Origin of the sequence: Larsenimonas suaedae, from assembly GCF_023712105.1 — a bacterium.
GTDB classification, from domain to species: Bacteria; Pseudomonadota; Gammaproteobacteria; order Pseudomonadales; family Halomonadaceae; genus Larsenimonas; species Larsenimonas suaedae.
In genome coordinates, this window is sequence record NZ_JAMLJI010000001.1 from 1,201,501 (window position 1) to 1,222,537 (window position 21,037).

Consider the following 21,037-nt stretch of genomic DNA (forward strand, 5'->3'; position numbering starts at 1 on the left):
TGGTTAAAAAGCGGTGATGCTAGCGGTTTCGATGGGCAAAGTCAGTCCCTGCCCCCGTCGGAATCAAGGCGATGATCGATCGTGAGTCGAACCGCCGGCGCGTCGGACACCGCCACGCGCTGGGTATCGCTGACCCAGTCGCCCGGCTGGGGCGCGGCATTTCCCGACCGCGACAACCGGGCCTGCACCTCGACGGTCGAGGCGCTCGACAGCACCAGAGCCGGCGCCATCGCGTCACGGTCGGTCAGCGTCACCTCGGCCGGCAACTGCGCGTAGGTCAAGCGCTTGACCGCAAGCGGCGGCCCATCGGGCGTGGTCGGGTCGCGGGCGATTATGAACACGGTGGTGGCGTCTGGTACATCACCGTCGATCCGGCTCGCAATCGCCACATCAACCTGTGAGGCAGCCTGAGCCTTGGGCGCGCGTTGGGTCTTGGCGTCGTGTTGAGCCTCAGCCGTCAGCCCTGCGCGCTCGCGGGCGATTCGAATGCCTTCCTGCATGGCCCGCACGCTGCCCGGCTCCTGATAACGCGCCGCTGCGGTCTGCCAGCGGTCGATCGCCTGGGCGTAGTCGGCGCCATGAAACGCGACCAGCCCGGCAAGGCTGTTGGCGGTCGGGTTATCGGGGGCGCGCGCAAGCGCGTCATCCAGGAGGGTGCGGCCGGTGTCATCAAGCTGCATGCCGTGATCGAAATAGCGCATCTGCGCCCGCAGTGCGACCAGCTCCGGCGTGCGCTCACCGAGTGCGATGATGCGCTCGAGGGCGTGTTCGGCGTCACCGAAGCGGCTCGCCTGTCGGTAGAGCGGGAACAGCGTCTCCCAGACGCGGGGGTTATCGGCCTGGGTCTCGGTGTAGGGTTCGAGCGCCTCGATGTAGTCCGAAAGCGTGGCCTCGGGCGTGGCCTTGAGAGTCTGGGCGGTGTCATAGAGCGCCAGATTATCGGCACTGCCGACGCTCAGGTACGTCACACCGCTTCCAGCCACCAGCAAAAGCGCGGCCAAAGCGACCAGCCACCGGCCCCGGGCAGGCGCACCAAGCGCAGCCCTCTGGGTGGTTTCGGTCTCTTCAAGCAGGCGTGTATCGAGTTCCAGACGCCTTTGATGCGCCTCGTCTTCGGTCAGCTCGCCCTGCTCACGCTCAAACTCGATGGCCTGTCGCTCACGGCGATAAAGCCTTACGTTTTCACCGCTCTGGCCGTCCTCGGCCTCGAGTGCGGTCTGGGCGCGGTGAAGCCTTGCCGCCCGAAAAAGCGGCAGCGCCACGAAGGCGAGCGCCAAAAGCGTCAGTAGCGCAAGGCCACTCCAGAGATCAGTCATTTGGATGCTCCCGCGACCTGGACGGCTCGTCGTGCGCGGCCAGAAGCGCCTCGAGCCGCGCGCGCTCGGGCGCGCTGAGCTGGCCGGGCGCGCTCTGGCGGCGGGCCCGCACGACTCGCCAGATAATCACGCCGCCAAGCAACAGCCCAAGCAGCGGCCCACCCCACAAAAGCCAGGTTCGCGCCTCAAGTCGCGGGTCGTACAGCACGTAGTCGCCAAAGCGCTTGACCATGTACGCCTTGACCGCGTCATCGCTCCTGCCCTGCGCCAAAAGTGTGGCGACCTGAGCGCGCATGTCCTTCGAGATCATCGAGTTCGATGCGCTGATGGATTCGTTCTGGCACTTTGGGCAGCGAAGCTCATCGATCAGCCGGGTATAGCGGGCCTCGAGCGCCGGATCATCAAAGGTGTGCACCTCGATGGCCGCCCGGGCGCTGAGTGTTGCCAGCGCAAGTGTCAGTATCAGCCCGAGTCTCAGGAAGAGGACCACGATTGTATCTCCGGCAGGATGGTGTCCTTGACGTCGTCGGGCTTGATGTAGCCCGTGTGGTGATAGCGCACGATGCCCTGGGCATCGATAATGAACGATTCCGGCGCACCGTAGACGCCAAGGTCGAGCCCGAGGGTTCCATCAGGGTCGAACGCGCTGAGTTCGAACGGGTTGCCGAAGCGGTTCAGGAAGTCGCGGGCATCGACGCGGGTGTCCTTGTAGTCGACGCCGAGAATGCGCACCCCGGCCTTTCGAAGCGCCAGCAGCTGGGGCATTTCGTCCTTGCAGGTTGGGCACCACGAACCCCAGACGTTGACCAGCGTGACATGACCAAGCAGATCCGAACGCTCGATGGTGACCGTGGGGTCATCGAGCGCCGTCAGTGAAAACTCAGGCATCGGCTGATCGATCAGTGCCGAATCCCGCGAGGACGGATCCTTGCCAAGCCCGACCCAGAGCATGACAGCCAGCACGAGAAAGCCTGCCAGAGGAATGAACAACAGCCAGCGACGGTTCATGACGGTTTTTCTCCTAAACGTCGTATGGGGCGGCGGTAGCGCTTGTCCCAGACGGCAAGCCCGCCGCCGAGCGCCATCAGCACACCACCCAGCCAGATCCAGCGTACAAAGGGTTTGACCTGCACCCGAAGGGCCCAGTCACCGTTGTCGAGCTCCTCGCCGAGGGCGACGTACAGGTCCCGCGTAAGTCCCGCATCCAGCGCCGTTTCGGTCAACGCCTGACGGCGCGCGGTGTAGAACCGTTTTTCGGGGTGCATCAGATCGATCAGTGCGCCGTCTCGGGTGACTTGAAGCGTGGCGCGGGTGGCCTGGTAGTTCGGCCCCGGCACATCGGCCAGGTTGGTCATCTTGAACCGATAGCCACCGACCTCGACCGCCTGCCCCACGTTCAAGCGCACGTTGCGCTCCACGTGATAGTTCGACACCAGCGTGATGCCAACGATCGACACCGCAAGCCCGAGGTGGCCAAGCACCATGCCGTAATGGCTTCGAGAGAATCGCGCCGGCCCCTTGAGGCCGTGACGCCCAAGGCTTGCCGCAACGTCTCGAAGCGAGGTCATCGCGACCCACAGCGCCAACACCAGCCCAAGCGCCACGCTCACATGCCAGGGCCGCTCACCCACCATCAAGGGCGCGCCGATGCCGACCACCAGCGCCACCAGCGCGCCTAATGCACAGCGCTTGATAAGCTCGCCTTTGGGCATGCGCTTCCAGCGCGACAGTGGCCCAAGCCCCATGAACAGACACAACACGGTGGCAAGCGGCACGAAGAGTGCATTGAAGTACGGCGGGCCGACCGAAATGGAGCCAAGCCCGAGCGAGGACAGAATCAGCGGATAGAGCGTGCCCAAAAGCACGGTGATCGCCATCACCAGAAGAATGATGTTGTTGAACAGCAGGAACGCATCGCGCGACAGCCAGCCAAACGACACCGGGCTTTTGACCTGCGGCGCCCTGAGCGCGAACACCAGAAGCGCGCCGCCGACGGTAAGCCCCAAAAGCGCCAGAATGAAGATGCCGCGGGAGGGGTCGCTTGCAAAGGAATGCACCGAGGTCAGTACGCCTGAGCGCACCAGAAACGTGCCCAGAAGCGACAGCGAAAAGGTGCAGATCGCAAGCAGGACGGTCCAGCTCTTGAAGGTGCCGCGTTTTTCGGTGGCCGCGAGCGAATGCATCAGCGCCGTACCCACGAGCCAGGGCATCAGAGAGGCGTTTTCGACCGGGTCCCAGAACCACCAGCCGCCCCAGCCCAGCTCGTAGTAGGCCCACCAGCTGCCAAGTGCGATACCAAGACTCAGAAACGCCCAGGCAACCGTTGTCCACGGCCGCGCCCATCGCGTCCAGGCGGCGTCCAGCCGACCGCCAAGGAGCGCGGCCATCGCGAAGGCAAACGCCACCGAGAAGCCAACGTAGCCCATGTAGAGCATTGGCGGATGCACGATCAGCCCCGGGTCCTGAAGCAGCGGATTGAGATCGGCGCCCTCGGACGGCGCCGCCGGGAGCGTGCGGGTGAACGGGTTGGAGGTCAGCAGGATAAAAAGCAGAAACCCGCTCGAAATGATGCCCAGGATGCCAAGCACCCGAGCGAGCATGTCCCGCGGGAGTGATCTTGAAAAGATACTGACCAGAAGCCCCCAAAGCGACAGGAGCAGCGACCACAGAAGCATCGAACCTTCGTGGCTGCCCCACACCGCACAGAGCCGGTAATACCAGGGCAGCGCCGAGTTCGAATTATTGGCAACGTAATCGACGCTGAAATCGTTGAACAGAAAACCGAGCGCCAGGGCCACGAAGGCAAGGCTCAAAAACAGACACTGCCCCCAGGCCATGGGCTGGGCAAACGCCATCCAAAGCGGACGGCGCTGCCAGGCGCCGATCAGGGGCACCACGGCCTGAAGCAGTGACAGCGCCAGTGCCAGTATCAGCGCGTAGACGCCGTATTCGGGCAATACATCAATCAACATGATCCATCTCTATCTCGGCGCGACCATCCCGTCATGGCCGGTCGGCCTCGGGGTAGGAGAGCTTGCCCTCGGCCCGGGCCGCGCGGTAATCCTCGGGCGAAAGCCCTTCCTTGTCGAGCACGTCCGCCACTTCCTTGGGCATGTAGTTTTCATCGTGCTTGGCAAGCACCTGCGACGCATCAAGCGTGCCCGAGGCGTCAAGCGTTCCGATCACGACAATGCCCTGCCCTTCCCGGAAAAGATCCGGCAGGATGCCGTCAAAGCGCACCGGCACCCGGGCCTTGAAGTCGGTGACCGTGAACGTGACCACAAGCGAGTCCTGATTGCGATCAACACTTCCTTTTTCGACGATGCCACCGGCACGGATCTGTCGCCCTGTCGGGGCCTCCTGGCCAACGATCTGCTCGGGGCTATAGAACAGGTTGATGTTCTGGCGCAGCGCAAAGAGCATCAGCGTGACAGTCACGGCGACCAGCGCCACCAGCCCCAGCACGATCATGAGCCGGCGTTTTCGAACCGCGTTCATGAGCGCGCCTCACGGCGAATCTGGCGCAGGATACCGGCGCGCACGCGGCGGTACTCGAGGTGCACCCAGACGGCCTGAACACCCCAGGCGCCCACGACCATCGCCCACGCCGACCAGACGTAGACGCCATAGCCGTTCATGCTCAGAAATTCGTTGAGTGTTTGAAATGCCACGATCAGTGTTCCTTGTCGCAGGTGTCGGTAATCAGCGCCCGAACCCAGCGGGCGCGATGCTCCCGGCGAAGAATCTCGTTGCGCGTTCGTGACAGCACCACGGCGCCGAACAGCGCATAGGCGCCAAGCATCATCAGAAGAAGCGGCACCCACATGCTTTCAGGCATCGACGGCGCCTTGGTCAGGCTGAATGAGGCTGTCTGGTGCAGGGTATTCCACCACTCGACCGAGTACTTGATGATCGGCAGATTGACCACGCCCACCAGCGACAGCACCGCCGCGGCGCGGCCGCCGCTGTGTTCACGGGCAAAGGCGTAGCGTAGCGCGATGATGCCGAAGTACAGAAACAGCAGAATCAGCATCGAGGTCAGGCGCGCGTCCCACACCCACCAGGTCCCCCAGGTGGGGATGCCCCACACGGCGCCTGAAAAGAGCGCGGCAAACGTCATGCTGGCGCCGAAGGGCGCAGCGACCTTGGCAACGATGTCGGCAAGCTTGATCTTCCAGACCAAAAAGACCACGGCGCACACGGCCATGAGTGCAAAACACGACTCGGCAAGCATCGCGCTCGGCACGTGTACGTAGATAATGCGAAAGCTGTCGTGCTGCTGGTAATCGGCCGGTGCAAACGCAAGGCCCCACAGCGCCCCGACCGGCAGCAAGATCAGGGCAAGCCCCCAGAGCCAGGGCGCGCCCCGCGTACTCACGCGGTAGAAGTGCTTTGGCGAGGCCCATTTATGTATCCATTGCCACATCGGTCGTTTGCTCAACTAGACAAGAGAGAGTGTGAGTTCAGCCACTATGGGCAAGACGCAGGGCCGCGGCACTTGCCCACGGCGACAGCGCAAGCGCCGCGGCAAACATCGCGCCGAGAATCGCCAGGTACGGCGTGACGTCAACGCCGTCGAGCGCAAGGCGCACCACGCCCGCACCGAAGATCAACACCGGGATGTAGAGCGGCAGAATCATCAGCGCAAGCAAAAGCCCGCCGCGGCGCACACCCACCGTCAACGCTGCGCCAATGGCCCCGATCAGAATCAACGTGGCGCTTCCAAGTGCAAGCGAAAGCGCCGTCACCCAGAATACCGACGACGGCAAGGCCAGCATCAGGCCCAGCACCGGCGACATCAGCGCCAGCGGCAGCCCGGCCATGACCCAGTGGGCGCACATCTTGGCAAGCACCAGTAGCCAGGCCGGCACCGGCGAGAGCAACATCTGCTCGAGCGTGCCGTCGTCGTGGTCCTCACGAAACAGCGCATCCAGCGACAAGAGCACGGCCAGAAGCGCGGCGACCCACAAGATACCGGGCGCGAACGTGACAAGCACCGTGCGATCCGGCGTGGTCGCCAGCGGAAAGAGCGTCACGATCAGCGCGAAAAAGATCAAGGGACTGCCCCACTCACTGCCATGGCGAATGCGAAGCCGCAGGTCCCGAACAAAGGTGTACCGAAAGGCGCGCGCCCAGCTGTGGCCGCCCTCAGAGGACATGATGACCTCCGTGACCATCAAGGCCAATGCGGCGAGTAAACGCAACGCTTGAAAAGGCGTGGTGTGTGGTCACGATAGCCGCGCCACCTTTGTGACAGTGCTCAGCCACCAAATGTTCAAGCGCAGCAACCCCCTCACGGTCGATGGCGGTGAACGGCTCATCGAGAATCCAGAGCGGCCGGTTCAATAGATGAAGCCGGGCCAGACCAACCCGTCGCCGCTGACCGGCAGAGAGCTGCGCGACCGGAATATCCTCGAACCCCTTGAGCCCGACGGCGTCGAGCGCCTGCCAGCACGCCGCCACCGAGCGGGCATCGTCATCGATGCCAATCGCCTGATACCAGCTCAGGTTCTCCAGTGGCGTCAGCGCCTCTTTCACACCTGACAGGTGGCCGCTGTAGACCAGTGCGCCATGAAATGCAGCGCGGGCTTTTGGAAGCGGTTTTCCCTGCCACAGCACCGCGCCTTCGCTCGGCTCGAGCTGACCGGTCAGCATCTTGATCAGGCTGGTCTTGCCGCTGCCGTTCGGACCTTCGACGCGGCAGAGATCGCCGTCTTCGATCGAAAACTCGAGCGCCTGAAACAACCACCGTTCATCGCGCTCACAGCCAAGCTGCCGCCCTTCGAGTTGAACCCTCAAACCTACCTGCCTTTCGTTGTCACGCGCGGGATCATCACGGCGCGCCCTTCGTTCACGAGCGCGACACTTTACTACGAACGTCCAATACGGGCCACACGCCATGGCTTATCCAGGAGATGATAATCCCGACCGCTCCCTGCTATGATGCCCCCTCCCTCCAGGATCGCCCGAAGGAGTCTCCTGTCATGTCGACTGCCGAACCGCACTTCCTGCACCGCCTGCCCAACCTGCCGCTGGACGCCAACGCCTGGGAAGATGTCCAATCCGATCAGTTCACGGATGTTCCCCTGCTTGGTTATGTGTCTGCCGGCATGCCCATCGAGGCCTGTAGCGTCAACGACACCGTTCGCATTCCAAGCCAGATGGTGCGTCGCAACACCTACGCACTGAAGGTGCGCGGTGACTCCATGATCGATTGCAATATCTTCGACGGTGACATCATCATCATCGAGCGCCTTGAGTCGGCGGAAAACGGCGAGACAGCGGTCATCCTGATCAACAATCAGGAAGTGACGCTCAAAAAGCTCTACATCGAAAAACACGGTGTGCGACTTCAGCCCGCCAACGACACCATGCCGCCGATTTATCTTAAAAACGACGACATCCAGGTGCTCGGTCTGGTCATGGGCGTGGCCCGCCACCCAACCGACCAGGTCGCGTAAGCGATGCCCTACCCGATTCCCACACCGAGTGTCGATGCCCCGCATGAGGCGGAGTTCGATGTTCAAAAAAGCCGATTCATCAGCTGGGTCGCACAGGTAAATACCCCCGATGACGCCCAACGGCTGCTGGCCCGGGCGCGAGCGCACCATCCGAGCGCACGCCATCACTGCCTGGCCTTCATTGCCGGCGCGCCGGGCGAGCAGCAGGCCATCGGTTTTTCCGATGACGGTGAACCCGGCGGCACGGCCGGTCGACCCATGTATCAGGCGCTCGAGGGCAGCCAGATCGGCCAGATCGCCTGCGTGGCGATTCGCTACTTCGGCGGCATCAAGCTCGGCACCGGCGGTCTGGCTCGGGCCTACGCCAAGTGCGTAACGCTTGCGCTGGAGACACTCCCAACCTCGAATTTCATGCCAAGAACGCCCATACAGCTCGAAATTCCCTTTGCTGGCGAACAAGGCGCCCGCCAATGGGCCGACCAGCACGACGCACTGATCGAGCAGGTCGAGTATTCCGCGACCGGGGTGCGCCTGACCCTTGCCTGGCCGATGGATCACACGCTTGATCTGAGCGCCCTCAATGCCCGGTTGGCCGGTAGCGTACACCTGATCGATCCCTGAGCGCTGCGCACTACCCTGGCGCCTACGCGCTACCCTGGCGCCTACGCGCAACCTCTCTTGCTATTCGACCACGCGCTTCTTACTATCAGCGCCCCCGTGCCATTCCAACCAAGTGATCGCTTCGTGTCTACCTTGCCAGACCTTCCTGCCGGCGCGCTCGGCCTTGCCCCCATGGAGGGCGTCATCGACGCCACCACACGCGCCATGCTCTGTGAACAGGGCGGCCTTGACTGGGTCGTGACCGAATTCGTGCGCGTAACCAACACAGTCTTGCCACCGCGCACATTCTATCGGCTCTGCCCTGAACTCAAGACGGCCTCGCGCACCACGGATGGCACACCGGTGCACGTGCAGCTTCTGGGTTCGGACCCCGTGATGATGGCGAACAACGCCGCCCAGGCCGCGCGGCTTGGCGCAGCCTGTATCGACATCAACTTCGGCTGCCCGGCAAAGCTTGTCAATCGACACGACGGCGGCGCCTCGCTCCTGCGACGACCTGCGCACATGAACGCGCTGATTCAGGCCGTGGGCGATGCGCTCGCGCCGTTCAATATTCCGGTCACGGCCAAGATTCGGCTTGGCTTTGATGACAAGCAGCTCGCGCTTGCCTGCGCACGCGCCTGCGAGGACGCCGGCGCCCGATGGCTCACGGTGCACGCGCGCACCAAAAAGGAAGGGTATCGACCGCCTGCGCATTGGGAGTGGGTCAGCCGAATACGGCATACCGTACAAATGCCGGTGGTCGTCAATGGCGACATTCATCGCCTGCCCGACTACTGGCGTGCAACGTCGCTGTCTGGCTGCTCACAGGCGATGATCGGGCGTGGCCTTCTGGCCGACCCCTGGCTCGCCCGGCGCATTAAAACCTGGCAGGCAACCGGTGAGACGCTTCCGGCAACGCCCTGGTCCGTCAACGCACAAACGCTTTTGAACTACTTTGAACGCACGCACCAGGATTTGCCCGCCAAGGTGGTACTGTCGCTTCTGAAGCAGTGGCTCAACATGATGCGCTTAAACAATCCCGTGGCCGAGGCGCACTTTCATGCGTTGAAGCGTGAAAAGGAACTGCCGCGCCTTGTTGATGGCCTGGCCGCAACACTTTGACCCGAAACCTGGCGTCGTCGGCCAAGAACACCCTTTTTAAAAGTGACCGACATTTAAATGTGACCGACATAAAAAAAGGCTTCCTGTTTAAAGGAAGCCTTTTTCGTATTCTGGCGCGCCCGGGAGGATTCGAACCTCCGACCCTCTGATTCGTAGTCAGATACTCTATCCAGCTGAGCTACGGGCGCATAACTATGATAATCACTGAATCGGTGCACCCAGTTGCTCATCATAAAACAAGCAGTTTGGCGCGCCCGGGAGGATTCGAACCTCCGACCCTCTGATTCGTAGTCAGATACTCTATCCAGCTGAGCTACGGGCGCTTTCAAACAGCTTTGTGCCGATGTGGCGGAGAGAGAGGGATTCGAACCCTCGATAGGGCTATAAACCCTATACTCCCTTAGCAGGGGAGCGCCTTCAGCCACTCGGCCACCTCTCCCTCATCGGTACGGCGCGCATATTACCGATTTTAAAAGACATTGTCTAGAGCGGTTTTTAAATCGGTCCAAAAAAGTTTGTCGGCAAGATCGGTTACGCTATAACTGGCGCCTGCAACGCGCCATGTGGCCATGCATTCACGACGGTGTGTCGTCGTCTTTTTCCTGCTGAATTCGTTGATAGATTTCTTCGCGGTGAACGGACACATCTTTCGGTGCATTGACGCCCAGGCGAACCTGGTTGCCTTTGACACCCAGCACGGTCACCGTTATTTCATCCCCAATCATGAGCGTCTCACCGACCCTCCTGGTAAGTATCAGCATTATAAAGAACTCCCTTTCAGCTACAGCGTCCAGTAATTGAAACGCGGCATTATGGGGGAAGATAACGCCGCGTTCCAACAACACAAGACTTTAAACTAGTTTAAATAAACGTAAAACGCCGCGGTACACGCAAGAAATCGTTTCCCGTGCTCCGCTTCGATTAAGCTTCTTCTTTTACATCATCCCGATCGAGTCCGAATGCCGTGTGCAGTGAACGCACGGCAAGCTCCATGAACTTCTCATCGATCACGACCGAAATCTTGATCTCTGAAGTGGACACCATGCGGATATTGATGCCTTCCTCAGCCAGCACACGAAACATCTTTGAGGCAACGCCTGCGTGAGAGCGCATGCCGACACCTACAAGTGACACTTTCGCGATCTGATCGTCGCCGCGCACTTCGCCGCCTCCGAGAGACGGCAACACCGTGTTCTCCAGGATCTTCTGGGTCTGGCGGTAGTCCGCCTTCGAAACGGTGAAGGTGAAATCCGTGTGATCGCCGATCGGTGCAACGTTTTGAACGATCATATCGACTTCGATATTGGCGTCCGAAATCGGGCCGAGAATCTTGGAAGCCACGCCGGGTACGTCAGGCGTACTCAATACCGTCAGTTTGGCTTCGTTGGTATTAAACGCGATGCCTGAGATGAGCGGCTCTTCCATGGTGGTATCACTCTCCTGGTGTTCAGCAACGATCAGCGTGCCCTCGCCTTCTTCATCGAAGGACGACAGGACCCGCAGTGGCACATTGTATTTTCCGGCAAACTCGACAGCGCGAATCTGAAGTACTTTCGAGCCAAGGCTTGCCATTTCAAGCATTTCCTCGACCGTGACCGTTTTCAGTCGGCGCGCCCGCGAACAGACGCGCGGATCGGTGGTGTAGACGCCATCGACATCGGTGTAGATCTGGCATTCATCGGCATTGAGTGCGGCAGCGAGCGCTACACCGGTCGTGTCCGAACCACCCCGTCCAAGCGTTGTGATGTTGCCTTCATCATCGACCCCCTGAAAGCCTGCCACCACGATCACCTGACCGTCATCGAGGTCCTGCTGGAGATCGTTGGTCTCGATGTTCTGGATCCGCGCCTTGGTGTGCGCGCTGTCGGTTCGAATACCGACCTGCGCCCCTGTATAGGAGGTCGCCGGAACGCCGAGTCGGTGAAGCGCCATCGCCAGCAGCGAAATGGTGACCTGCTCACCGGTCGAGACCAGCATGTCCATTTCGCGAGGCGTCGGCTCCTCGTTGATCTCTTCGGCAAGTCCAATCAGGCGGTTGGTCTCACCGCTCATCGCCGAGACCACCACCACGACCTGATGGCCCTGATCGCGGAACCGCTTGACGCGCTCCGCGACCGACTTGATGCGCTCGACCGACCCGACGGAAGTACCGCCAAATTTTTGTACGTATAAGGCCATGCGATTCCTATTTAACCTATGTTATGAATTGTAGGTTCTCTCCGGAACTTTGTCGCCCGTTCAATCCAGTTTTTGAGACGTCCAGGCAAAGACACTTTCCAGTGCGCCAGGCAGTGCGGCTGCGTCCTTTCCGCCGGCTTGCGCCATGTCGGCACGGCCGCCACCCTTGCCGCCAACCTGCTCGGCCACGACGTTGATCAGCTCACCCGCCTTGACCCGATCGGTCAGATCGCTGGTGACGCCCGCAATCAGGCTAACCTTACCTTCCTGAGCGGTACCGAGCACCACTACGCCGGAGGCCAGCTTGCTCTTGAGCTGATCCATCAATGTGCGCAGATCCTTGCCACTTACGCCATCGACCTGGCGGGCAATGACCTTGGCACCATTGATATCACGCGCCTCGGACAGCAGATCGTTGCCGGCACTGCTTGCCAACTTGGCCTTGAGCGCTTCGAGCGTTTTCTCAAGCTCACGCTGATGACCAAGCAGGCCCTCGATGCGGCTTTCAAGCTGATCCGGACGCGCCTTGAGCATCGAGGCGATGCGCTCGAGGCTATCTTCCTGCTCACGGTAAAAGGCCAGCGCCCGCGTGCCGGTGACCGCCTCGATGCGACGAACGCCTGCGGCAACGCCTGCTTCGGTCACGATGTGGCAAGTGCCGATATCACCGGTGCGCGACACGTGGATGCCACCGCAAAGCTCGATGGAAAACGCCTCACTCCCCATGGTCAACACGCGCACGTTTTCACCGTATTTGGCTTCGAACAACGCCTGCGCGCCCTTGCGCTTGGCGTCATCAAGGCTCATGTGATCGACACTCACCGGTGCGTTGGCAAGAATCTGCTCATTGACGATGGCCTCGATCCGCTCGAGCTGCTCAGGTGAGACGGCCTCGAAATGACTGAAGTCGAAGCGAAGACGCTCTTCATTGACCAGCGAGCCTTTCTGCTGGACATGCTCGCCCAGCACGCGGCGAAGCGCTTCGTGCAAAAGGTGGGTGGCCGAGTGGTTTCGCTGAATGGCGGCGCGGCGTTCGGCATCGACATCAGCACGTACCGTTTCGCCCCGCGTCAACGCACCCCGCGTGACCCGGCCGTAATGAAAGTGGTGTGCACCCTTTTTCTGGGTATCTCGTACCTCGAACACGGTATCGCCACTGACCAGCGCACCGGTGTCACCGACCTGACCGCCGGACTCGGCGTAAAAAGGCGTTTCCGCAAGAACTACGACCGCAGTTTGCCCTTCGTCGATGCGCTCCTGAACATTGCCATCGTCATCGACCAGCCCGATGACCGCTACGCTGTCGCCGGAGGTCGCTTCATAGCCGGTAAACTGTGTCGTGCCCTCAAGCTCGACGCTCGGAGTGTAATCGGCGCCGAACTGGCTGGCAGCACGAGCACGGTCGCGCTGCGCCTGAAGGGCGCGCTGGAAGCCGAGCTCATCGAGTCCAATACCGCGCTCACGCGCCACATCGGCGGTCAAATCAAACGGGAAGCCATAGGTGTCGTACAGCTTGAAGATGGTATCGCCGTCAAGCGTGTCACCCTCGAGCGTCTCGATGGCGTCTGTCAGAAGCTTCATGCCGTGATCGAGCGTGCGAGCGAACTGCTCCTCTTCCTTGAGCAGTACGCGCTCAATCTGCGCCCGTGCCTTGTGAAGCTCAGGATGCGCCTCGCCCATTTCCTGATCGAGCGCCTCGACCAGCGTATGGAAAAATGGTTCATCCTGACCGAGCTTGTGGCCATGGCGCACTGCCCGACGGATGATACGACGAAGCACATAGCCGCGACCTTCATTGGAAGGCAGTACACCATCGGCAATCAGGAAGGAGCACGAGCGGATGTGGTCTGCGATGACGCGCAGCGACGGCTGCTGAATGTCGGTCTGACCGGTGGCTGAAGCCGCTGCCTTGAGCAGGCGCTCAAACAGATCGATCTCGTAGTTGGAATGCACGCCCTGAAGCACGGCCGCCATGCGCTCAAGCCCCATGCCGGTATCGATTGACGGCTTGGGCAGCGGGTTCATGGTGCCTTCGCTGTCGCGGTCATACTGCATGAAGACCAGGTTCCAGATTTCGATGTAGCGGTCGCCGTCTTCATCAGGGCTTCCCGGCGGGCCGCCTGCCACCTCCGGGCCATGATCGAAAAAGATTTCCGAGCTCGGCCCGCACGGGCCGGTTTCGCCCATCTGCCAGAAGTTGTCTTCATCGAGCCGCGAGAACCGGTCCGGGCTCACCCCAACCTCATCAAGCCAGATCGAAGCCGCCTCATCGTCACTGACGTGCACCGTGATCCAGAGCTTTTCCTTGGGCAGGCCAAGCTCTTCGGTCAGAAACCGCCAGGCAAAATCAATGGCTTCGCGTTTGAAGTAATCGCCGAAACTGAAATTGCCGAGCATTTCGAAAAAGGTATGGTGACGCGCGGTGTAACCGACGTTGTCCAGGTCATTGTGCTTGCCGCCGGCACGTACGCAGCGCTGCGCGCTCGCCGCGCGCGTATAAGGGCGCTGCTCACGCCCAAGAAAGACATCCTTGAACGGCGCCATACCGGCAACGGTAAACAGAACGGTAGGATCGTTCTCGGGGACAAGTGAGCCGGAAGGCACCTTGGTATGCCCTTCGCGCTCGAAAAAATCAAGAAACGCCTGTCGTAGTGCTGCGCTTTTCATAATGCTCCCGTGGTGGTGCCGCCGTTGTGCACCAAAATCATCGACGTCGACGGGCCGGGAGTTAAAAAACGCCTCCCCAAGCCGCTTGTATGACGATCTAGTATAACGCCTTCACGCTGCGACTAAAGGGCAATCATGCCGAGAACCGGCGATCGAAAATCAGGCTGGGAGCTTACTCGGTAGGAATCGGAGACTTATTCGTCTGAAAACGCAACCTCTATGGCGTGGTAGGCGTGTGCACTTTCATACCCGCGCGAGGCGAGAAAACGAAGTCGCTTGGCCTTTTCAGGCGCACTGTCGCCAGGGCCTGAAAAACGTTTCTGAAGCGCCTCGCAGGCCGCTGAGTACCAGTCAACCCCGCTTGCGGCCAATGCCTCCTTGGCAAGTGTTTTATCGATGCCGCGGCTTCGAAGCCCCGACAGGATCTTCAAGGGGCCATTGCCACGCAGCACGTGCCCGCGCACGAAATGCTCGGCAAAGCGCTCATCGCTTTGAAGCCCCTCCTCGATCAAGGCATCAAGAACGGGGGCGATGTCGTCAAACGCATGCCCCTTTCGCGTCAAACGTTCTTCGAGCTCATGACGGCTGTATTCGCGGCGCGCAAGCAACATGATCGCGGCGTCGCGCGGGGAGATTTTGGGAGTGTCGCTTGAAGGGGGAGCGTTAAAGGCCATGGCGGTATCCAACAAAAAGACCCCGCATCGCGGGGTCCGTTTCAGTGCATTCGATCAGATTGTCTCGTCCGGGTCGGTGTCGGCAGCGACACCTTCCTGCTCGGTATCAGACTCCGGGGCAGGCGTATCGAGAAGCTGGCCGCGAATCTGGTCTTCGATTTCCTTCATGACGGCCGGGTTCTCTTCCAGATACTGGGACGCATTGGCCTTGCCCTGGCCGATCTTGTTGCCTTTATAGCTGTACCAGGCACCGGCCTTGTCGACCAGCCCACACTGCACGCCAAGATCGACCACTTCACCTGCGTGGTGAATGCCCTTGCCGTACATGATCTGGAACTCGGCCTGACGGAACGGGGGCGCCACCTTGTTCTTGACGACCTTGACGCGGGTTTCGTTACCGACCACCTCGTCGCCCTGCTTGACCGAGCCGGTACGGCGAATATCAAGCCGCACGCTCGAATAGAACTTCAGCGCGTTACCGCCGGTGGTGGTCTCGGGGCTTCCGAACATCACACCGATCTTCATGCGGATCTGGTTGACGAACATCACCATGCAATTGGCGTTCTTGATGTGGCCGGTCACCTTGCGAAGCGCCTGTGACATCAAACGCGCCTGAAGACCAACGTGGGAATCGCCCATCTCGCCTTCGATCTCGGCGCGCGGCGTCAGTGCCGCAACCGAGTCGACGATGATGACGTCAACGCCGCCGGAGCGCACCAGCATGTCGCAGATCTCAAGTGCCTGCTCACCGGTGTCGGGCTGGGAGACCAGCATGTCGTCGAGATTGACGCCGAGCTTTTCAGCGTAGCTCGGGTCGAGCGCGTGCTCGGCATCGATAAAGGCGCACACCTTGCCCTGCTTCTGGGCCTGAGCGATCACCGACAGCGTGATCGTGGTCTTGCCCGAGGATTCCGGCCCGAAGATCTCGACGATCCGACCGTACGGCAGCCCGCCGATGCCAAGCGCCACATCGAGGCCAAGCGAGCCGGTGGATACTGACGGCAGCGACACCCGGGGCGTATCGCCCATCCGCATGACCGCACCCTTGCCGAACTGACGCTCGATCTGGGAAAGCGCGGCGTTGAGTGCCTTGCTGCGATTGTCGTCCTGTGCCATTAAGGCCTCCTTCGAAAATCAGGGGAATCAGCGGCTCGAGCCTGCGACGTCATACGCGCGTTTCTTTCGGGGCCGGCCGATCATTTCTCATGGGGTGGCAGTATAATGGATCGCCAAAACCATGTACAGATATACAGCTCTATTTACAGTATCGGTGGATCATTGGGGTCAGGCACACCACTCAAGCGCTCGATCAACCCCGCGAGCGCCTGCTCGATAGCCTCCGTTCGCACCGCATGACGATCACCGTCGAAACGATAGCATAGCGCGTCCGACGCATTGGGCGACCCAAATCCGATCCATACCGTACCGACAGGCTTCTCGACGCTGCCCCCACCCGGGCCTGCAACGCCGCTCAGGGCGACCGCGTAGTGCGCCCCGCTTGCCCGGCACGCACCGGCCACCATCGCCTTCACCACGGCCGCGCTTACCGCGCCGTGCTCGGCAAGCTCGCTTTCGCTGACCCCGAGCTGCTGCGTCTTGGCAGTGTTTGAGTAGGTGATAAAGCCGGTCTCGAAATATTCGGAGCTGCCGGAAACCGCCGTGATCGCGCAGCCCACCCCGCCACCGGTGCAGGATTCGGCCGTTGTAATCGTGATCCCGCGCGCGCGGCAGATTTCGCCAAGACGCGCCGATAGCGCCAGAATGTCCTCGTTCATGTTCACTCCCTTCGATGGTGTGATACGCCCCTGTCTCTACATCCGATCAAGGGGCCATGCTACCCTTGCGCCTTCCTATCGATGACCCAACGCAGATGAGCACGATCGTGACGCAAACGGCCCCAACGCACACCCCCATGATGGCCCAATACCTCAAGATCAAGCGAGAGCATCCGGACATCCTGTTGTTCTATCGTATGGGCGATTTCTACGAGCTGTTTCATGAAGATGCCCGGCGCGCGGCCAAGCTTCTGGACATCACACTGACTGCGCGCGGCCAATCCGCCGGCCAGCCAATCCCGATGGCCGGTGTGCCCTACCACAGCGCCGAGGCGTATCTGGCCCGTCTGGTCAAGGCCGGTGAATCGGTCGCCATCTGCGAGCAGATCGGCGACCCGGCAACCAGCAAGGGCCCGGTCGAGCGCCAGGTCGTTCGTATCGTCACGCCAGGCACCCTGTATGACGAGGCACTGCTCGAAGCCCATCACGACAATCTGCTGCTGGCGATTCACGCCGCCAACGGTGGCTGGGGCATGGCCTGGCTCGAGCTCTCGAGCGGCCGATTTGCAGTCCTTGAGGCCACAAGCGATGACGACATGCTCGCAGAAGTGCATCGCCTCGCCCCGGCCGAGCTTCTGGTACGCGATTCGTTGACGCTCCCGGGCCAGCTTGCCGAGCGCACCGGCCTTCGCCGACTGAACGACTGGCAGTTCGATTACGACACGTCCGAGCGGCTTTTGTGCGATCAGTTCAAGGTCAAGGACCTCACAGGCTTTGGCTGTGCCCATCTGCCCCATGCGATTACCGCAGCCGGCGCCTTATTCGATTACGTGCGCGACACCCAGCGAACCCAGCTCCCTCACATCACCTCGCTCGGGGTCGAGCAACGCGACGACGCCATCGTGATCGACGCCGCAAGCCGTCGCAACCTCGAAATCGATCGCAACCTGGCCGGCGGCAGCGACAATACGCTTGCAGGCATCTGGGACACGACCTGTACCGCCATGGGCGCTCGCCTTCTAAGACGCTGGCTGAACCGCCCCCTCAGGGACCAGTCCCGAGTGGCGGCGCGTCAAAACGCCGTACAGCTATTGCTGCAGGACGCGCAGAGCGAGGCGCTCAGAACGCTTTTGAGCCCGATTGGCGATATCGAGCGCATTCTTGCCCGGGTGGCACTCAAGAGCGCGCGCCCAAGAGATCTTGCGCGCCTGAGAGACGCCCTTCTTCAACTGCCCTCACTTCAAAACGCGCTCGATGCGCTGCCCGAAGGCACCGCGCTCGACGATTTGATCCCACACATCGCGCCCTATCCCGAGCTTGCCGATACGCTTTATCGGGCACTGGTCGAGAACCCGCCGGTCGTCGTCCGCGACGGTGGCGTCATTGCCGAAGGCTTTGACAGCGAACTTGATGAACTGCGTGGCCTGCACGAACACGCAGGCGAGTATCTGGTCGAGCTGGAGCGGCGCGAAAAGGAGCGCACGGGCCTGTCGAGCTTGAAGGTCGGTTATAACCGCGTGCACGGCTATTACATCGAGCTGTCTCGCGCCCAGTCCGGTGAGGCACCTGCTGATTACATCCGCCGCCAAACGCTCAAGAACGCCGAACGCTTCATCCTGCCCGAGCTCAAGGAATTCGAGGACAAGGCGCTGTCTGCCAAGAGCAAGGCGCTGACGCGCGAGAAGTGGATTTATGATCAACTGATCGAGACCTTGAACGAGGTACTGACCGCGCTTCAGTCCACCGCCCAGGCACTTGCCTCACTGGATGTACTGGCCTGCTTCGCCGAGCGGGCCGAGACGCTCGCGCTTGCGCGCCCGGCGCTTCAGGAGACGCCGGGCATTCGAATTGAGGGGGGGCGCCATCCGGTGGTGGAGCGGGTTTCCGATCACCCGTTCGTGCCCAATGACATGGGCCTTGACGGCGACACCCGCATGCTGGTCATTACCGGGCCGAACATGGGCGGTAAATCGACCTTCATGCGTCAAAACGCCCTGATCGTGCTTTTAGCGCATACCGGCAGTTTCGTACCGGCCGATGCCGCTCTGATCGGGCCAATCGATCGCATCTTTACCCGCATCGGCTCCTCGGACGACCTGGCCGGCGGACGCTCGACCTTTATGGTCGAGATGACCGAAACCGCCAACATCCTGCACAACGCAACGCATGAAAGTCTGGTTCTGATGGATGAGATCGGCCGCGGCACCAGCACGTTCGACGGCCTATCGCTTGCCTGGGCCAGCGCCGAGCACCTGACTCAGGTCGGCGCGTACACGCTCTTTGCCACGCACTACTTCGAGATGACCGCTCTGGCCGACCAGCACGAAGGCGTGGCCAACGTTCACTTGAACGCAGTCGAGCATGGCGAGCGGATCGTTTTCATGCACAAGGTCGAACCCGGCGCGGCCAATCAGAGCTACGGGCTTCAGGTTGCCCAGCTCGCGGGCGTGCCTCGCCCGGTCATCGAACGAGCAAGACTTCGTCTCGAGCGCCTTGAGGGCACACCGACGTCTACCCCCTCACCGCACGACGCCCTTGAACCTTCACCGCAAGGTGGCCCGGCATCACCCTCACAGGGCGACATGTTCGAAACGCTTTCGCATCCGGTGCTCGAGGCGCTCGAGCGCCTTGATCCTGATACACTTTCGCCGCGCGACGCGCTGGATGCGATCTACCGGTTAAAGAGCACGCTTTAAAGCTGCGTCACTCTAAGCCGATCAGGCTATTCACCATTATTGATAAAGGGACGCGCGCGCTTGGCTTGCTGCCACGCGCTCGCCCCACCTAGAATACCGACCTATAACGGCACACAGGTCCAAGAACCGTGCCGATCCGTGACCGAGGAGTAACAACAATGACGTTTGTCGTCACCGAAAACTGTATCCAGTGCAAATACACCGACTGCGTCGAAGTCTGCCCGGTGGACTGCTTCTATGAAGGGCCGAACTTTCTCGTCATCCATCCGGATGAATGCATTGATTGCGCCCTGTGTGAACCAGAATGCCCGGCGGAGGCCATCTTCTCCGAAGACGAGCTGCCGGAAGGTCAGGAGAAGTTTATCGAAATCAACGCAGACCTTGCCGAAACCTGGCCCAACATCAGTGAACGCAAGGACGCGCTGGATAATGCCGATGAAATGAACGGCAAGGAAGGCAAGGCAGAAATGCTCGAACGCTAAGAGCTGCGCCCTTTCTTCAAAAAAACGCCGGATTGTCCGGCGTTTTTTTATGCCTGAAGGCCCGCGCCAACAGCGCGTTTACCGGCACAAGCGATCACACGACGCTTGAGCACTGTTCTATGAACAACGAGCACTGCCCTTGAGACAGCGAACATCGATCTGACAACAAAAAGGGCGGCTCGATGAGCCGCCCATTCCTTCTTTCCTCGGGCTGATCCATCAGCCCAGCATCCATTGACATCGTCCCTGTGCGGAAACCCCATCCATGGGGCACCGAACGTGTCATGTTCATAGCGATGGCCGTAGTGCACGGCTACCGGTGTTCATTCTCATCGACGGCTGTGATCGAACACATGACCGCCGAGCGTTGAAATGGGGCGGCCCATCAAGAGCCGCCGACTCCCTTCGTCCTCGGGTCGATCCATCGACCCTCTCTCCAATGACAACGTCCCTGTTCGAAATCCCCATCCTTGAGGCATCAAACGTGTCATATTCGTTGTAGCTCGCCGATCAGACGGCATCGACGTAGCGTGAATAATGGGGTAGCCCCAAAGGCCACCAGACTCCCTTCGTCCTCGGGCCGATCCATCGACCCTTTCTCCAATGACAACGTCCCTGTTCGGAAATCTCATCCATGAGATACCGAACGTGTCATGTTCACTGTGTTCGTTGATGACTGATCGTGTATTGCCGTACGGCCAGGGCTTGAGCCCTTAAAGGCCGAACACGCGTAATGAAGAGCGCACCTGAATCCATTCGTCCTCGGATCATTCCGTTGACCCTTGTTCCAATGACACGATCCTTGTTTGGAAACCCCATCCTGGCGCACCAAACGTGTCATGACTTTTTTCAGCATCCAGCCGAGCCAAACCAGCTCGCCGAACCTGCCTCAAAATGTCGAAAGGTTCAGGTAAATGTGTGAGCAGAGGGTCGATCTTTCTCGCGAGATCGCCTATCTGAATGCAAGAGCGTATTTAGAAGAAAATTTTGAAAAATAGTCTTTCGCTTAAAAAACTCTTATTACCTCGCGGCAAGTGATACTCATGGTGGGTGCTCACCGAGA

At 60.6% G+C, this 21,037-nt stretch carries 20 protein-coding genes and 3 tRNA genes; 5 read left to right on the plus strand and 18 right to left on the minus strand.

The genetic code is table 11. From position 1 onward, the window contains the following. Positions 1-41 precede the first annotated feature (41 nt). Genes ccmI through ccmA form a run of 9 tightly spaced genes read right to left on the minus strand, consistent with a single transcriptional unit; the run spans position 42 to position 7,115 of the window. On the minus strand, positions 42-1,316 hold the full coding sequence (ccmI, locus tag NAT49_RS05590) for a c-type cytochrome biogenesis protein CcmI (protein ID WP_251591605.1): 1,275 nt from the start codon (positions 1,314-1,316) through the stop codon (positions 42-44). Further along, positions 1,309-1,806 (minus strand): cytochrome c-type biogenesis protein, encoded by a 498-nt coding sequence (locus tag NAT49_RS05595; RefSeq protein ID WP_251591607.1) that lies wholly within the window; start codon positions 1,804-1,806, stop codon positions 1,309-1,311. The genes ccmI and NAT49_RS05595 overlap by 8 nt, the downstream gene beginning before the upstream one ends. Continuing rightward, entirely contained in the window at positions 1,791-2,324 is a 534-nt protein-coding gene (locus tag NAT49_RS05600; protein WP_251591609.1) for a DsbE family thiol:disulfide interchange protein, read from the minus strand. The genes NAT49_RS05595 and NAT49_RS05600 overlap by 16 nt, the downstream gene beginning before the upstream one ends. After that, a complete protein-coding gene (locus NAT49_RS05605) occupies positions 2,321-4,288 on the minus strand; it encodes a heme lyase CcmF/NrfE family subunit (RefSeq protein WP_251591611.1) in 1,968 nt (655 codons plus the stop codon). Before NAT49_RS05605 ends, NAT49_RS05600 begins: the two co-directional genes overlap by 4 nt. Before the next feature lie 31 nt (positions 4,289-4,319). Further along, a complete protein-coding gene (gene ccmE, locus NAT49_RS05610; RefSeq protein ID WP_251591613.1) occupies positions 4,320-4,814 on the minus strand; it encodes a cytochrome c maturation protein CcmE in 495 nt (164 codons plus the stop codon). Continuing rightward, positions 4,811-4,987: a heme exporter protein CcmD gene (gene ccmD, locus NAT49_RS05615; protein ID WP_251591614.1), complete on the minus strand. Its 177-nt coding sequence runs from the start codon at positions 4,985-4,987 to the stop codon at positions 4,811-4,813. Before ccmD ends, ccmE begins: the two co-directional genes overlap by 4 nt. Before the next feature lie 2 nt (positions 4,988-4,989). Next, on the minus strand, positions 4,990-5,742 hold the full coding sequence (locus NAT49_RS05620; RefSeq protein ID WP_251591616.1) for a heme ABC transporter permease: 753 nt from the start codon (positions 5,740-5,742) through the stop codon (positions 4,990-4,992). Positions 5,743-5,779: 37 nt separating this feature from the next. Next, positions 5,780-6,475, minus strand: coding sequence for a heme exporter protein CcmB (gene ccmB / locus NAT49_RS05625; protein WP_251591618.1), 696 nt, complete (start codon positions 6,473-6,475; stop codon positions 5,780-5,782). Beyond that, a complete protein-coding gene (gene ccmA, locus NAT49_RS05630) occupies positions 6,465-7,115 on the minus strand; it encodes a cytochrome c biogenesis heme-transporting ATPase CcmA (RefSeq protein WP_251591620.1) in 651 nt (216 codons plus the stop codon). The genes ccmB and ccmA overlap by 11 nt, the downstream gene beginning before the upstream one ends. A 185-nt stretch (positions 7,116-7,300) precedes the next feature. On the opposite strand from ccmA, the gene lexA reads away from it, so the two are divergent. From lexA to NAT49_RS05645, 3 genes are all read left to right on the plus strand, one after another. After that, a complete protein-coding gene (gene lexA, locus NAT49_RS05635; RefSeq protein WP_251591627.1) occupies positions 7,301-7,777 on the plus strand; it encodes a transcriptional repressor LexA in 477 nt (158 codons plus the stop codon). Positions 7,778-7,780: 3 nt separating this feature from the next. Continuing rightward, a complete protein-coding gene (locus NAT49_RS05640; RefSeq protein ID WP_251591629.1) occupies positions 7,781-8,398 on the plus strand; it encodes an IMPACT family protein in 618 nt (205 codons plus the stop codon). A 123-nt stretch (positions 8,399-8,521) separates the two neighbouring features. Beyond that, positions 8,522-9,502 carry a tRNA dihydrouridine synthase gene (locus NAT49_RS05645; RefSeq protein ID WP_374708790.1) on the plus strand — a complete coding sequence of 327 codons (981 nt, stop codon included), beginning with the start codon at positions 8,522-8,524 and terminating at the stop codon, positions 9,500-9,502. 111 nt (positions 9,503-9,613) lie between these two features. Here NAT49_RS05645 and NAT49_RS05650 read toward each other — a convergent pair. The 9 genes from NAT49_RS05650 to NAT49_RS05690 all read right to left on the minus strand — a co-directional run bounded on the left by NAT49_RS05650 (position 9,614) and on the right by NAT49_RS05690 (position 16,796). After that, positions 9,614-9,690 (minus strand) — tRNA-Arg (locus NAT49_RS05650). A 58-nt stretch (positions 9,691-9,748) separates the two neighbouring features. After that, a tRNA-Arg gene (locus NAT49_RS05655) sits at positions 9,749-9,825 on the minus strand. Positions 9,826-9,848: 23 nt separating this feature from the next. Then, a tRNA-Ser gene (locus tag NAT49_RS05660) sits at positions 9,849-9,941 on the minus strand. A gap of 136 nt (positions 9,942-10,077) precedes the next feature. Next, on the minus strand, positions 10,078-10,263 hold the full coding sequence (csrA, locus tag NAT49_RS05665; protein ID WP_251591631.1) for a carbon storage regulator CsrA: 186 nt from the start codon (positions 10,261-10,263) through the stop codon (positions 10,078-10,080). A gap of 160 nt (positions 10,264-10,423) precedes the next feature. Further along, positions 10,424-11,680 carry an aspartate kinase gene (locus tag NAT49_RS05670; RefSeq protein WP_251591632.1) on the minus strand — a complete coding sequence of 419 codons (1,257 nt, stop codon included), beginning with the start codon at positions 11,678-11,680 and terminating at the stop codon, positions 10,424-10,426. 60 nt (positions 11,681-11,740) lie between these two features. Then, positions 11,741-14,347 carry an alanine--tRNA ligase gene (alaS, locus tag NAT49_RS05675; protein WP_251591634.1) on the minus strand — a complete coding sequence of 869 codons (2,607 nt, stop codon included), beginning with the start codon at positions 14,345-14,347 and terminating at the stop codon, positions 11,741-11,743. 194 nt (positions 14,348-14,541) lie between these two features. Beyond that, entirely contained in the window at positions 14,542-15,021 is a 480-nt protein-coding gene (locus NAT49_RS05680; RefSeq protein ID WP_251591636.1) for a regulatory protein RecX, read from the minus strand. A gap of 54 nt (positions 15,022-15,075) precedes the next feature. Further along, positions 15,076-16,137 carry a recombinase RecA gene (gene recA, locus NAT49_RS05685; protein WP_251591644.1) on the minus strand — a complete coding sequence of 354 codons (1,062 nt, stop codon included), beginning with the start codon at positions 16,135-16,137 and terminating at the stop codon, positions 15,076-15,078. A gap of 143 nt (positions 16,138-16,280) precedes the next feature. Then, on the minus strand, positions 16,281-16,796 hold the full coding sequence (locus tag NAT49_RS05690) for a CinA family protein (RefSeq protein ID WP_251591652.1): 516 nt from the start codon (positions 16,794-16,796) through the stop codon (positions 16,281-16,283). Positions 16,797-16,891: 95 nt separating this feature from the next. Here NAT49_RS05690 and mutS point away from each other — a divergent pair, with 95 nt between their 5' ends. Both mutS and fdxA read left to right on the plus strand, forming a co-directional pair. Further along, the gene (mutS, locus tag NAT49_RS05695; RefSeq protein WP_251591660.1) at positions 16,892-19,492 is read left to right on the plus strand and encodes a DNA mismatch repair protein MutS; all 2,601 of its coding nucleotides are present in this window, start codon (positions 16,892-16,894) and stop codon (positions 19,490-19,492) included. A 158-nt stretch (positions 19,493-19,650) separates the two neighbouring features. Beyond that, positions 19,651-19,974, plus strand: a complete 324-nt coding sequence (gene fdxA, locus NAT49_RS05700) for a ferredoxin FdxA (protein ID WP_251591663.1) — start codon at positions 19,651-19,653, stop codon at positions 19,972-19,974. Positions 19,975-21,037 lie beyond the last annotated feature (1,063 nt).

Bases quoted from the DNA above. Each gene is read 5' to 3' on its own strand.
- ccmI (WP_251591605.1), bottom strand. From the start codon at position 1,316: ATGACTGATCTCTGGAGTGGCCTTGCGCTACTGACGCTTTTGGCGCTC.
- NAT49_RS05600 (WP_251591609.1), bottom strand. From the start codon at position 2,324: ATGAACCGTCGCTGGCTGTTGTTCATTCCTCTGGCAGGCTTTCTCGTG.
- NAT49_RS05605 (WP_251591611.1), bottom strand. From the start codon at position 4,288: ATGTTGATTGATGTATTGCCCGAATACGGCGTCTACGCGCTGATACTG.
- ccmE (WP_251591613.1), bottom strand. From the start codon at position 4,814: ATGAACGCGGTTCGAAAACGCCGGCTCATGATCGTGCTGGGGCTGGTG.
- NAT49_RS05620 (WP_251591616.1), bottom strand. From the start codon at position 5,742: ATGTGGCAATGGATACATAAATGGGCCTCGCCAAAGCACTTCTACCGC.
- ccmB (WP_251591618.1), bottom strand. From the start codon at position 6,475: ATGTCCTCTGAGGGCGGCCACAGCTGGGCGCGCGCCTTTCGGTACACC.
- lexA (WP_251591627.1), top strand. From the start codon at position 7,301: ATGTCGACTGCCGAACCGCACTTCCTGCACCGCCTGCCCAACCTGCCG.
- NAT49_RS05640 (WP_251591629.1), top strand. From the start codon at position 7,781: ATGCCCTACCCGATTCCCACACCGAGTGTCGATGCCCCGCATGAGGCG.
- csrA (WP_251591631.1), bottom strand. From the start codon at position 10,263: ATGCTGATACTTACCAGGAGGGTCGGTGAGACGCTCATGATTGGGGAT.
- NAT49_RS05670 (WP_251591632.1), bottom strand. From the start codon at position 11,680: ATGGCCTTATACGTACAAAAATTTGGCGGTACTTCCGTCGGGTCGGTC.
- alaS (WP_251591634.1), bottom strand. From the start codon at position 14,347: ATGAAAAGCGCAGCACTACGACAGGCGTTTCTTGATTTTTTCGAGCGC.
- NAT49_RS05680 (WP_251591636.1), bottom strand. From the start codon at position 15,021: ATGGCCTTTAACGCTCCCCCTTCAAGCGACACTCCCAAAATCTCCCCG.
- recA (WP_251591644.1), bottom strand. From the start codon at position 16,137: ATGGCACAGGACGACAATCGCAGCAAGGCACTCAACGCCGCGCTTTCC.
- NAT49_RS05690 (WP_251591652.1), bottom strand. From the start codon at position 16,796: ATGAACGAGGACATTCTGGCGCTATCGGCGCGTCTTGGCGAAATCTGC.
- mutS (WP_251591660.1), top strand. From the start codon at position 16,892: ATGAGCACGATCGTGACGCAAACGGCCCCAACGCACACCCCCATGATG.
- fdxA (WP_251591663.1), top strand. From the start codon at position 19,651: ATGACGTTTGTCGTCACCGAAAACTGTATCCAGTGCAAATACACCGAC.